The organism is Sulfurirhabdus autotrophica, assembly GCF_004346685.1.
GTDB classification, from domain to species: domain Bacteria; phylum Pseudomonadota; class Gammaproteobacteria; order Burkholderiales; family SMCO01; genus Sulfurirhabdus; species Sulfurirhabdus autotrophica.
Genome location: NZ_SMCO01000001.1, coordinates 597,441 through 610,221, shown reverse-complemented (window position 1 = coordinate 610,221; position 12,781 = coordinate 597,441). Strand labels below are relative to the sequence as shown.

Annotated in this window: 9 protein-coding genes; 1 reads left to right on the top strand and 8 read right to left on the bottom strand. The window is 47.4% G+C overall.

The features are described 5' to 3' along the window. Positions 1–21: 21 nt before the first annotated feature. The gene (locus EDC63_RS02975) at positions 22–1,518 is read right to left on the bottom strand and encodes a transglutaminase domain-containing protein (protein WP_124947460.1); all 1,497 of its coding nucleotides are present in this window, start codon (positions 1,516–1,518) and stop codon (positions 22–24) included. 265 nt (positions 1,519–1,783) lie between these two features. Between EDC63_RS02975 and EDC63_RS02970 the strand changes: the two genes are divergently transcribed. Further along, complete coding sequence (locus EDC63_RS02970) at positions 1,784–2,230, top strand: glycine zipper 2TM domain-containing protein (protein WP_124947461.1); 447 nt, start codon at positions 1,784–1,786, stop codon at positions 2,228–2,230. Between the two features lie 11 nt (positions 2,231–2,241). Here EDC63_RS02970 and EDC63_RS02965 read toward each other — a convergent pair whose 3' ends face one another. From EDC63_RS02965 to EDC63_RS02935, 7 genes are all read right to left on the bottom strand, one after another. After that, positions 2,242–4,986: a hypothetical protein gene (locus EDC63_RS02965; RefSeq protein ID WP_124947462.1), complete on the bottom strand. Its 2,745-nt coding sequence runs from the start codon at positions 4,984–4,986 to the stop codon at positions 2,242–2,244. Between the two features lie 35 nt (positions 4,987–5,021). Beyond that, complete coding sequence (locus EDC63_RS02960) at positions 5,022–6,485, bottom strand: c-type cytochrome (RefSeq protein WP_124947463.1); 1,464 nt, start codon at positions 6,483–6,485, stop codon at positions 5,022–5,024. 9 nt (positions 6,486–6,494) lie between these two features. Beyond that, on the bottom strand, positions 6,495–7,973 hold the full coding sequence (locus EDC63_RS02955) for a c-type cytochrome (RefSeq protein ID WP_124947464.1): 1,479 nt from the start codon (positions 7,971–7,973) through the stop codon (positions 6,495–6,497). Then, positions 7,970–10,015, bottom strand: a complete 2,046-nt coding sequence (locus EDC63_RS02950; RefSeq protein ID WP_124947465.1) for a hypothetical protein — start codon at positions 10,013–10,015, stop codon at positions 7,970–7,972. Before EDC63_RS02950 ends, EDC63_RS02955 begins: the two co-directional genes overlap by 4 nt. 77 nt (positions 10,016–10,092) lie before the next feature. Beyond that, a complete protein-coding gene (locus tag EDC63_RS02945; protein WP_124947466.1) occupies positions 10,093–10,971 on the bottom strand; it encodes a hypothetical protein in 879 nt (292 codons plus the stop codon). Positions 10,972–11,003: 32 nt separating this feature from the next. Further along, positions 11,004–11,429 (bottom strand): hypothetical protein, encoded by a 426-nt coding sequence (locus EDC63_RS02940; protein WP_124947467.1) that lies wholly within the window; start codon positions 11,427–11,429, stop codon positions 11,004–11,006. 2 nt (positions 11,430–11,431) lie between these two features. Continuing rightward, positions 11,432–12,760, bottom strand: a complete 1,329-nt coding sequence (locus EDC63_RS02935) for a FecR family protein (protein WP_124947468.1) — start codon at positions 12,758–12,760, stop codon at positions 11,432–11,434. Positions 12,761–12,781 lie beyond the last annotated feature (21 nt).

Genomic DNA, 12,781 nt, shown 5'->3' with positions numbered 1-12,781 from the left:
TATCTGCAACCTACCCGCTGATCAAGGTTTCCAGTTTTCAATAAACGCCTTGCGAATATGTCGCACAGCGGCGTCTTTTCTAAGTTTATACTGGGCGGCAAATTTGCTGGCAGCATAGAGCGTATTGCTGCCCGTATCTTCATCAACTGCAATTTCGTTGTGATGGGGTAATGATCCTCGTAAAGCAAAATTTTTGTCTTTTGTTAAAGATGCCGGAATAAAGGTGATTGCTTCAGTTATTCCGTGTGAGTCCATTTTTTGTGCATAGCGGCCAGATATGAGTTTCCCTTTCCATAAGGCGGATGCAGCTTGTGCATTTCCTTTCCATAGTGCGGTATTAGTAGAAAATTTGCCCGAAGCAATATTAAATCCGGAGCCTGCTTCATAATCTGGTGGTTGTGGGAGTGTTGACGAGGGATTGTCTGAATTATACAAGGCCAGTTTGCCATTTTGTATAGCACCGAATTCCCCATAACTGCTGTGTGCATAAAAATCGCCAATACCATGGGCTGCCTGGTGAAATAAATCCAGATTTTGTATGCTTCCCTTTTGAAATTGACTCAAGCGGTCAGACACTTTCTTCCAGCCTTCTTCAATATAGCCATTATCAAAGTGATCTTTGGGATCATAACTCCCTGGTAAATCTACGTCATCTACAGTCAGGCTTCTTTTCCAGAGAAAGCTCGTAAAGTGGCGGTTTAAGGCTTTTAACACCCAGTCAGGACAAATGTCTGGGGTGAGTGCCTCATTGAGTATGGTTTTGTGCACCCATCCAGCAAATTTCGGATTGAGTTTCGACCAGTTTCGCTTCAACTTTATGGCGCCTTTCCCCTCATACAAAGCGGAATTCTGCATTGTCCATAAATGCACATCATTAAAGATGAAATAGGGTATATATTCTGCAGTGTCGGGCATTCTGGTATTTTTAGCAGGTTTTTCTGAAAAAGTGGTATGCGCAGCGGGTTCAATTACTTGCCATTTTCCCGCTTCATCTTTATACATTACCCAGACATGATCGAAATCTTCATGTTTTTTCCCAAACCATGCGCGGAAGGTACCCAGTGCAACCCGCACATTGAATGAACTAATACCGCTGGCAAGCAATAGCGAAGCGATCAGAAGTGCGCGGTCTTCGCAATCGCCGGAGCGCAGTTTTAGTGTTTCATCTGGAAATTGCCATGGGTCAAGCCCTGTTGTCACCCGGTATTTGATTTTCTCAGAGACAAACTGTGTAATGACATTGGCTCGCATATCGAATGATCCGGATTCGCGCGAGCTAAATAGTTCCCAGGTTGCACCCTCCAGTTTTGATATGAATTTTTTAACATCTTTTTCTAACGTCCGATGCATGGTAGCGTTTTTTTCGCTTACCAGAAATTCCCGTACATCGATGTCATATCCCCCCGTTAGTTGCCCTACGACAGGCCGTGAAGAGGGAACAATGGATTCATGAATGATTCGCTCACCATCCCAATTCCATCGACGCAGCCTATGAACACGGGAATTTTCAATACACATGTTTTATCCTTTTAGTTATCTTGTTCCTAAAGAGTAGAGTAAAGAAATAGCTCAAAACATTCATCATCTACAGTTTTATTTATATAACATAAATTTAGATTGGCAATCAATTTTCCAGCTATAGGGATAAATCGGGGCTTTAGGGTTGGATGCTACATTTGTGGCTCAATTAATTCTTACAAAGATTTAATTATTTTCAGGTACACGAAATTCGTTCATGAGCGTTATTCTGGAAAACCACATATATTTAATACCGGAGTAGAGTATGAACAAATTTTTGATTCCAGGATTAATTCTCACAGCTATTTTTAGTGCCAATGCTTTTGCTCACGATGATAGAGATGAAGACGAGCACTGGGAACATCATCACCGCAGGGCAGAGCGCGTTGAAGTGCAACGAGTGTATGTGGAACCTCGGGTTATCTATCAGGCACCACCTGTAGTGTATCGTGAGCGTACTGTGTACCGGGATCGTCCTGTCTACTATGAAGCCGAGCCTCGCTACTATGAAGCTGAGCCACGTTATTATGAACGCCCTGCGTATTATTCAGGTAGAAGATCGGATCGACTGGTTGGGCAGACACTTGGCGCGATTGCCGGTGGCGTAATTGGCAATCAGGTGGGCCGGGGAAACGGCAGAGTTGCAGCAACAGCGATTGGGGCGGTCGTTGGTAGTGTCATTGGCGGAAATGTAGTCTACTCCGATGATTGAAAATTCGATTATTACTTGGCCCCATTATTAAGTGGTGGGCTAGTAAAGTTGGATATGGTATTTTTTGATTGTGTTTTTGCCAAGGACTCCTTTTTCATAGTGGTGACTGCTGAAATAAATTTCGCATGATCACTCCCTTGTTCAACATTGCTTTCTGCAGCCTTTTTGATGCAGGAAAATAATTCGCTTCCAACATGTTCACCCAGTTTGCGATAACTTTCAAACTGATCTTCATCAAAGTTCTGGTCAGCAGTGGTGTCGTGGGGGAAATCAGGATGGTTTTTGGCATAATTGAGTATATCGGGGTCCTCTTCACCGGTCAGTGAAGCTTTAATGTAGAGCAGCACGCCTTGTTCATCTTTGTTGTATTGGATGACTCCAGCTGCATAATGCGCTTTGCAATGTTTGTTTTTTGCACGGAGTTCATCAACGTTGATGTCTATGACAGTTCCCATATCGATATAGCATTTGCGAATGGCGTTAGCCAGGTCATCAAATGTGTATTTTGGGTCGCATCCGGCATCTACTGAAATGATCAATTTGCAATGTCTGCGTACCAACTCATAAATACCCAGATTTTCGAAATGACCACCATCAGACAGATAAAGGTATTTTGTGTGGGCATCGGTTGTTGCAGATAATTCTTTGAGTAAATACCATCCACCGAAACCAGGGCTGGCGTATTTCCAGGCATTTTTGTCAGTTGGGTTGCCAATCCATTGTCCCAGTCGGACGTTGAAAATGGTCATCAAAGCTGCCAGTGCCGGTTCGGTATGGTAACCCGATAACGGGCTTGCTGCGGCGCCGGAGATACTCATGGCCGTGCCCAGATGGATACCCCATCTGCTTCTACATATTTCTGTCGGACGAAACCCACCAAGGGTTGACTGATCTTCTGATCCACCTGTTTTAGAGCGTGTGCTGCGGTATTCAAATCCGGAATAGAGTGGGGTAAACGTGAACGAAGCCGCACGCCTGGCTTGCCATGCCAATTCTTCGCCGCCTGATATATTGAGTGCTGTATTAATAATATGGTAAGGCAACTGGTTTCTCAGGCAACACATGCGTACATCGTCATCGGGTGAAAAACCTGTAAAAGGGTGGGTTTTTCTATCCGGGAAACGCGCGGCACCTAAATAAGCACGTACCAAACGGTTGCGGTAGAAATGGTGAATGGAAAATAAATTTATATCGAAGCGCCATCCCGCAAGGGTAAAGACGCCAATACAACAGGCAAAAGCCGCGATAAGTATATCCGGTTGAAATTGATGCATGTTCAGAAAAACTTTTTGAGCAATGGTAGCGAATTTTTGACTGGTAATGCTTTCAGGTAAGCAGTAATCGCAAAAATTTTTGGAAAGTATGCTGTATGTAATGGTTGATACGCCAGCAGCAAATCCTGTAATGAAGACATAGGGTGTTGCGCGGGCGAGGACTCTGGCCCAGCGTTTGCTCTTCTTGCCACTGGCGTGGCGGCTTCTGGCTAGCCATACCCCTGATCCTGATGCGAGTGCCCACAATCCTCCTGCCCCTATTGTCCAGTTTTTGGCCCATATTGCAGCTACGGGTGCCAAACCGGCTAAGGTAAAAGCAATACTCCATACGACAGTTGTACCCAGCATCATTCCACCTATCCGGCTCCACCATTCCTGGGCTTCGTGCGAGAGTGCGCGCGCCAGGAGTCCAATATGCAGGGCGACAGTTGCCGCAAATGTGAGTGCTACCAGCGGCATACATATGGTCACCGCCCACCAGGCTCTTTCCAGAAAACTGCCGCTTAAATTATGAAGTATCTTTACTGCATCGCTGACATTGTGTAGTAACCATCCAGCTACGGCCCCGGTAAGCAGCGTCAGCAAGCTTGTAATGATCAGGTATGAAAAAGTGGAGTGATTGTATGCATTATTTTTAAAAAAACGCCAGAATACATAACCAACACCCCAGGCAAAACCATAAGCAACAGCGCCCAGCACAGTCCATTCGAAATTGTTCAGGTTGTCCAGATCTCCTCCCATCATGGCAAACGAACTAAGCAGACAAGCCACGAGAGTAAATATCAGAATGGCCCAGGCCCACAACGGACATGATGCGGCAGCATCGTCCTGTGGACATGATGCTGCCGCGAGTGAACGTGCAGAGAGCGTTACAGCGATGATGATCAGAATAATTGATGCACCAAGCAATTTTATGCCTTCCAGTTGAATGCCCCACACGGCCCCTTTTGTCAGTAAATGAGTGAACAGGATGAAAGCAGCTGCCAGGGAGATGATAGGAATAAGATTCAGGCCAAAGTTGCGTAGATAGGTCGCGATTGCAGCCAACGTGTCACCTGAGAAAATCCCCAGCTTGGGAGTCAGGTAATTGCTGTATCGTCGCAAGAATCGTATTGGAGGGGCTTCTTCAACAGATCCGTTTTTTGGTTTAAGTATTTCCTGCGCGCCAGCCAGGCCTTCAGGCGAATGATAGATGAGAGCCGAAAGCCAGGAGCCAATGTACCCTCCGCCAGAAACCGTAGAAAGGTAATCCAGATGTTTTAGCATATCCAGCTTAGCGAGGGATTGGATGATGCCAAGGTTGAATGTCGCACTTCTGATGCCGCCACCGGATAAAGATAAGCCGATAAATTCAGTTTGTTGTGATAAGTTGCAGCTGCCATCAGATTCATTGCGCAGGGAGTTTATATGCGCTTTTTCAGCATTGAGGGCCGTTTTAAAATTAATGGCTTTATCGGGAATGTCGGTTTGATTTGTATTCATGGGATTTATATTTATCGCGATATGTTTGAATGCATTCACAAAGTTTTAAGGTATTCAATCAATGATTTCTTGTCATTTTCCGGCAACGAGGTGCCAAAATCATGTCCCTGATTACTGTTTCCTCTTTGACTGGCATCCTGTTTTGAGCCTGTACGTTGTGCATCTTCGCCTTGTGCGATAAAACCCACATTGTCTTGGTCATATAAGTCATATCCACGGTAAAAAATCGCTGTTCGTTCGTTGGGCGCTGTCAGTAATTCGCGCAGGTTCGGGATTGAACCGTTATGCAGGTAGGGTGCTCTTAACCAGATGCCATCGAGAAAGGGCACGTTGTATCCAATAAGGGTTTCTTCTACCAGGCCTTTGCGCTTCAGTCCCATTTTTTGCACGACTTTGTTGGCTTTGATAGCCGCTTCTTTATTCCATGATTCCAGTCGGCCCTTGTCAGTGCCAATTTCAGCAAGTGGAAGTGGTATGCCGGTTTTTGCGCTGGCATGGCACGTAGCGCATTGCTGGTCAAATACGGTTTTACCTTGTGCAGCCAGTTCCTGGTTAATTGGGAAAGGGTATTTGGGCGGCGGTAATTTGCCCAGGTAGTCGTGCAGCCAGTCAACTTGCTTCAGGAATACATTATTGTTTTTTGGGGCTGCACCAAGCAGGCCAAGGGCTGAATCCATGATGACAGAGTAAGCATCGTGACTATCTCCAGCCAGGTTCATTCGCATGCCTTTCTCTGGTTGATACTTTTGCAGGTTCCAGACAGAGGGCATATCTGTCGGGCCATAGGTGTCATCCATTTTTGCTTTAATCATGAAGTATTTAGTGAGATTCATGGCATCGTCCCTGCCACGGCCCCAGTCGGGGAAATCTTTGCGGTAAATCCAGGCGAACTGCTGTTCTCTTTCCAGCAGGCGTTTTTTGGTGATAGGGATAATGAGGAAGCGGTAGGCGAGCTTATCTATCCAGTCCAGTTTGGTCACCAGATTAATCTCGTTCATGATGTTATCAGGGGTAAAACGTGGGTCTCGCGCGCAATCAACCAAATACCGGAAAAATGCTTCAACGTCGGTTGTGTGCGCTGGCCCAGCAGTTACCAATGTGGGGTATTCATCTTTGGTAGACCGATACGAGGTGGTATGGCATACGGCGCAATTGTTGCCTACGCGTGGAAAGCCAATGACCTTTTTGGTGAAGCCGACAGGCAGCTCCTGACCTTGTTCCCAAGGAACACCTAGTGAAGCATAGCCACCCGGACCGGGCAGTTTCTCAGGAAACATGCGAGGTAGTACATAGAAAATCCAGTAGGGAATTCCAGCATCGTTTTCTGCACCAATGGAACCATACTTGAAGCGCATTTCCGGTGTAGACGTGACCCAGTCCGGCTGTGGCTCTTCGCGGAAAAACTTGTACCAGCCAACGTAGGCACCAATTGCGCCCAGAATCAGCAGTATTATGCCTATAGACCATAACAGGCGGCATTTTTTAGTCGAACAAGCCATAATTTACTCCTAAAAGCTTTTCAGATATTCGATAAGAGCGAGTTTGTCAGCGGAAGGCAGGGTGGTGCCATAGCGCGGCCCTTCGTGTCCCTGGTTACTATTGCCAGGCAGACTGGTGTCAAAACGGAAGAACTTGCGATCACCTTCTTTTTCTACCGTGGTGACAAATCCGACGTTGTTCTGGTCATAAACATCGTAGCCCCTATAAAATACTTTGGGGCGCATGCTGACAGGTGCCAGCAGATCGGCAAGCGTTGGTACAGAACCATTATGAAGATAAGGTGCACGTAGCCAGAGACCGTCCAGCGGTGCATTGGCATAGCCCCAGGTTTTACGGAAATGGCTAAAGCGCTCGTCGCCATAACCGGCGTAGAGGGTACTTTGGTTTTGAGCAAGTGCCATCGTATACGAATCGAGTCGCCAGCGGTCTGTACCGATGTATTGAATGGGTGTGACCTGACCGACATATTTTCCGGTAAAGTCACTCCCACTGGCCCCATGGCAATCTGCACAATGGGTCTGATAAATTTCCTTGCCGCGCGCAGCGAGGTTTTTATCCAGAGGGTAGGGCCAAGGTGGTGGTGTGGCAGTTTCCAGATAGTTTTCCACTCGCTTCAGATTGTTACGGTCTAAAGTTGGCGGGGTGGTGCCAGCACCAAATGCAGCACTGTGATTACGCTCTTCTACTTTGTCATTGTTGCCATCCCAATGCAGGTGCATGCCGCGTTTTTTCGCCTGATTCCATATGGCGGGGAAGTCGGCAGTGCCGATCAACTCTTTAGGGTTTGTTTTGTGCCAGGGCCAGTTGAAAACAGCCTTGGCTGAATTAAAGGTATCGACTCGGCCTGGACCCCAGGCAGGCTGTTTTTCGTTAAATGAAAAGCGGTCTTTCAACATCAACAATTGCTCGCGCATGAGCAAGGTAGCTAGTGGATAGACTACATATTTGTCTATCAAATCAAGTTTCCCGCCAGTTTGTTCAATGGCAGGAATCATGTATTCACGGGCAAACCGCTTATCAGCAGCACACTGAAAGAAAAACTGTTCAAATTTGAGGAGGTTAAAAGTATTGGCCGGCATGCCGGAAATGATGCGCGGTGGAGAGCTGGGCGTATCCCGGACAGTTGAGACATGACAGGCAGCACAGTTCAGAAATACCCGATTGAGTCCCTGATATTGGCGTTGCGAAGAGCCAATGGGTAAGTCGTGTCCTTTTTCGTAGACTAGCCCAAGGGAAGAATATCCTTCACCAGGAAGCAGATCCGGGCAAACCTTGGGTAACGCTTTCCATATGCGGTAGGGAAAACCGGATACGCGTTCCCCACCCAGTGAGCCATATTGAAAATGCTTGACCGGATCGGAGTATTCAACGGCGGAATCGCCAGAGAAACGCCATGCTAAATACAATGCCATTAACAGACTTAATAGGGCTAAAATAATTAGTCCTGTGCAGATACATTTTCGCAGAGTGCATGCTGATTTGGTCATGGCCTATTTCCAGATGCCGGAGGGCAAGGTGCAAGGGAATCGAAAGGACGGCTTAATAGCCCTGAAGTACGGGAGCCGAGTATCGTACTCGCATGTTGTCTAAGTGTAGTCAGCGCATTACCATTTATCCACTCATCAATGGCAATGCCACGGGATTGCAGGGCTGAAGTGGGAGGCATGGGTGTGCGTCCTCGGGCCGCTTCGTCCACATTCCACATGGACAGCCGATAATAGATGCGCTCAGCACACTGGGAAATTTGTGCCTGTACCTGGGCTTCATTGCCATTCAGGAAATTAGGGGGGAATGCCTCGCGGGTGTTATGACACTGGCCGCATTGGGTGCGGAATGCTGTGACGATGCTGGAAGTTTTTGGCAGTTCCTGAGCAAGGTCTATTTGTGGCGTGGGAAATTTTTTGGGTGACGCAATAAGGGTTGGAATGCCCAACCCGGAAAATATCGCAGGTATCATTGCTGAACGGCGGATAGGTGCATCATTTAGCGCCTCTGATTGCTTGTCAGCAAGCTCATCCATAACAGTGTTGAATCCATTGAATTCATCGCGTAGTTGCAATGAGGCAGAAGAGGGTGTCTGGCTGACGGGAATGGTAATTGTCACGACACGCTGCCCTGAAGTATCCCTTGTGTTGCGGGCATCTCGTATTGGTACAAAACGTAATATTTTGGCTGTTATTACGCCGCTGGTTATTTGAATGGAAGCCATGGCAGGCTGGCCAGGGAGTTCCAACGCATCCAATGTGCCACTCGTCAGGCGTCCATTACGCATGAAAACACGCCCGCGTAATCCAAATCCTGTGGCATTGTCAGGCTGACAGTTTATTGAAAGACGGATTTCAGTATTGCGTGCGGCACCCTGTTCAACGGTACACATGGAAGAAATATCGTGCGTGCTTGATTTGCGGTTCGCAAGGGCATGGTCAATAGCGGTAATCTCGTGTGCAGTGAACATATCGGCTATGCCATAAACCAGGTTTTTTGCTGCAATATCACTATCCCACACAGCGATAGGATCGCGGTGTCGCAATGGATCGTTTTCTGGTGTGATGCCCGTTGTTAATGGGTTACGGTTAGGTATGTCGGAATCAGGAATAGCCAGCCCACCCCGCCAGCGCGCCTGAAAGCTGCTGCGTATCGCGGGCAGCAAAGTGTCGCGCCATGCAGTATTATTCTGATCAAAGCCAATATTCCCGGATAAACGATACTGTATGGCCAGTTTTATCGCAGCGGCACGGCACTGCATTGCAGTGGGTTTGCTGCCCCCGCATCCTTCACGCCATAATAGCTGGTAAGCACTCAGCAAGTTGGCGCGGTCAGTGGCGTCATCAATCGCATTGGGAATGTCTACGCCGATATTGAGCGGGGCACCATAAAAATCTTTGTGCTCCGCTCTCAGGCGTTGCTGTATTGCGTCGTTGGCATTTGTTTCACTCCAGAGTGGGCGCGCAAAGAGGGGGGAAGCATTTTGATGGCAAGCCAGGCAAAGGTTGCGTCTGGCATAAATCACCTGCGGTGCAGCATCTTGTCGGTAATTATGCACCACCTGGTATTCAAAACGACCCGTATCTTCATTGTAGCTAATGGCTTCAATTACAGCTGCTTTCTCATGATAGCCAAGATAAATGCGGTCACGTAGCAGAGGCTCGCCAGGTCTGGTTTCACCTTCGACAGCCACCACCAGGCGAGGGTATTTAAAAAAGTCAGGCGCACCAGCATTTCGCTGCAAGGAACGCCCCAAAGGGATAAGTACCTGGCGGACAGAGTCAGTATTTTCAGGTGTCAACCTGGATCTCAGCTCTGCCACAACCCGTGAGAATGGAAATGGGATTTGATACTTACCATCACGAGAATAAAGTTCATCAAACAATGAGCGGCCTGCAGGGGGTAAGTCCGGGCCCGGCTGGGTTGGATTAACGACCCAGACTGGCTCCTGGGTGGGGGTGGCCGTTTTGGGTGAAGCATGAGTGCTGGCAAGTGTCAGCATTGCCGCAAAAATAAAAATAATGAAGGTGATAACACGTTTCATCCTGGTAAGGTCAGTTGATAATTTAACGTGGTATTGATCATCATGATTTTGATAAATGCCTATATACCGTTACAGGTTCAATTGGCACGGGTAACGATGTGTTGCTGTGTTCCCACCCAGCAGTCTTCTGGAGTCTGACCTATCAGAAACGCATCGTGCCCGGCTTTATCCAGCGACTTGTTGTAAAGGGTGAAATTCAGCAGAAAAGCCCGGTCTCCGTAGGCCCTGCCAAGATAAAAACCTGGCCGAATCATACGGATTTCGTCGCGAACTTGCAGACCCCGACGGCCAGCGAGAAAATCTGGTCTTTCATGGTAGCCAGGCAACTCATCTGAAAAAGTATAGTCAATGATGATGGATTCCCGGCGTCCATCCAGCAAGCTTTGTCCGCAGTAAAGTTTGGCAGGGAACAACAGCCAGGCGTCCCGCCCATCTACGCTGATTTTTTGTAGTGAAGCCGGGTCATCTATGATGGGTTTTAATACCGCTAAATCTTCAATGCGATTGCGCAGGATACGTTGGTCCCTATAAAACACTTTCCCTTTCCATAAGGTCTCCCCCGCAATATCCAGTTTGCGTACGCCTAACTGTGCAGTCAGTCCCTTCAGACCACCAATGATTTCTGCTGCACGGAACTTGCCTGTTGATCCTTTAGCAAAAAGAATCTGTCCGTCAAATGCGCCATCAGGAATCGGCCCCGCCGAAAGCCTTGCATAGATTTGATCAAGCTGCTCCTGATCCAGGGTTGCCAGATATTCTGGCGTGACTTTTTCCAGTTCTTTAGCTGAAATAGGCAATCGATGTTCAACATCGGCTAAATCAGGCTTCGTGTTATACGATGCACTGTATGGAGCAAACTTGATATCCGGTTTAGGCTTGAATATGGCAGCAAACTGGTCGCATCCGCTGACAGTTGCGCTAAAAATAGCGATGGTGGCAATAAGCTTGAATTTCATTAGCTTGCTCCGAGTGGTTGCAGTAAAAGATGTCATGATTTGGATTCGCGTTGCACATAAAAAGCGCCTAACGCCGTAGTAGCCAAAGCCTGTACTAGCGAAAGCGGTAATTTTGAATTCTGGAGGTCTACATCTAGCGCCGCATTTGTAAAAGGGGATAGGAGTGGCGTGATAAACAACAGCAGGAGATAAGCGATAGAAAGCCAAAGCGCCAAGTGATACATAAATGATTCGACAGATTCTCCTTGCGTTGCTTTATTTCTGAGATCGCTGACTAATACCCCTACGATAAGGGAAAGATTTGGCGTTACAGCAGGGAGAAACCAGTCCCATAACACTGGGCCATGTCCGTTATTACCCAGGGTGGTAATGATGAGTAAAGCGGCAAAGGTCAAACCAGCACCACTAAACCAGACAATGGCCAGTTTGTGTCTTGCAGCTGTCATGGAAATAAGCATGACTAACCTCCAAGCGCTTGCAGAATTTTGGCCGCTTTTAAATGTTGCTGGCCATTGTGTTCGGAAGGTTTGTTCAGTCTGGCCGCTTCACCATGGCTGGGAATTTCGAATTCATAGATCAAAGCGGTGGCTACCATATCTTCGCCATATAATTGTTTTGAAAGAATTCGAGGAAGCTTTGTACCCCCTTGACCAACCCAAAGCTTTGCTTCTTCAATATTGGCTTCAGCGCCACTGGTCACAATGGATACAGGAGTGAATACAAAAGCAATGACTCTGAAATAGCCTGCATCCTTACCCAATAATGCTTTCAGGTAAGCACCTAAATTGAAGGGGACAATGCTGGCAGGGTCCACTTTGATTTTCCAGCGTTCATTGGGGGGCGTTGGTGTGGCATCCGGGTTGATGCGCTCTAGTTGGCTGATTAAAGCAAAGCCTTCAGGAACTGAATAATATCCAGGGCTGGAATAGCCATTTTTAGCGAGCGCTTTCTCCATCCTGGCGGCAACGTTTGCCCAGGTTTGGGCATGGGTGTTATCAGGTACTAGGAGCGCTCGGGGAATTTTCTGGTGGGTTGATGCGTCCGGCGGTGGCCAGAAGATGGGTAATGCAGGTGCAGGTGGTGCAGGTGCAGCCATGGCAATTGTTCCTCCACCATTTTTACTCGCTTTGGTGTCGAGTAGTGCTGCAGTCCAATTGGCAGCAGGCGTAACATCAGCAACCACTGGTTTGGTACATTTTTTGCCCTGTTCTGCATGACTGACAGTGGAAGTGCGGATAGGACAGGTACCAAAAGCTGTACCAAATTCCACAAGGCCTTCAATGACTTTTAAATTGCTGGTGCCATCTTTCAATGCTTCAATAATAAATTCAGTCCCTTTAACTACGGCAATGGCTACAGGTGTTTCTACTTCCAATTGCTTCACTCCACCACTGGTTTTGACCCACAGCATGCCCTCTTTCAAACGGAGAATGCGTGTAATTCCGTTTGCTTTTTCCCATCGAGAAACAATCTTGAAACTGGTGCTGCGGTTTAGCCCTACTTGAATATCACTATTCAACTCCAGCAATGCAACGCTGTTGTCATCGGTACGCACAACATCGCCTTCAAATAGAGGCATTCTCCCTTTTCCGCTTAATCTCTCTTCTATCCCGTCAGCTCGCACTACCACTAGGGTTCCCACTGCTTTCTTGGCAAAACCAACAGCAACACCATCTGCACTACGTGCAATAGTGGGGAAGAATGAGATCGCCAATAGGGTGAACAGAAACAAATATTGTCTGTTCCATTTTTTTGCTGCAGACACCATTGAGCAGCCAGAAAAAATCATTCATATTTCCTTATTTAGTAA

Excerpts from the sequence above, each read along its gene's own strand:
- EDC63_RS02955 (WP_124947464.1), bottom strand. The coding sequence starts at position 7,973 with ATGACCAAATCAGCATGCACTCTGCGAAAATGTATCTGCACAGGACTA.
- EDC63_RS02960 (WP_124947463.1), bottom strand. The coding sequence starts at position 6,485 with ATGGCTTGTTCGACTAAAAAATGCCGCCTGTTATGGTCTATAGGCATA.
- EDC63_RS02970 (WP_124947461.1), top strand. The coding sequence starts at position 1,784 with ATGAACAAATTTTTGATTCCAGGATTAATTCTCACAGCTATTTTTAGT.
- EDC63_RS02940 (WP_124947467.1), bottom strand. The coding sequence starts at position 11,429 with ATGCTTATTTCCATGACAGCTGCAAGACACAAACTGGCCATTGTCTGG.
- EDC63_RS02945 (WP_124947466.1), bottom strand. The coding sequence starts at position 10,971 with ATGAAATTCAAGCTTATTGCCACCATCGCTATTTTTAGCGCAACTGTC.
- EDC63_RS02950 (WP_124947465.1), bottom strand. The coding sequence starts at position 10,015 with ATGAAACGTGTTATCACCTTCATTATTTTTATTTTTGCGGCAATGCTG.
- EDC63_RS02935 (WP_124947468.1), bottom strand. The coding sequence starts at position 12,760 with ATGATTTTTTCTGGCTGCTCAATGGTGTCTGCAGCAAAAAAATGGAAC.
- EDC63_RS02975 (WP_124947460.1), bottom strand. The coding sequence starts at position 1,518 with ATGTGTATTGAAAATTCCCGTGTTCATAGGCTGCGTCGATGGAATTGG.
- EDC63_RS02965 (WP_124947462.1), bottom strand. The coding sequence starts at position 4,986 with ATGAATACAAATCAAACCGACATTCCCGATAAAGCCATTAATTTTAAA.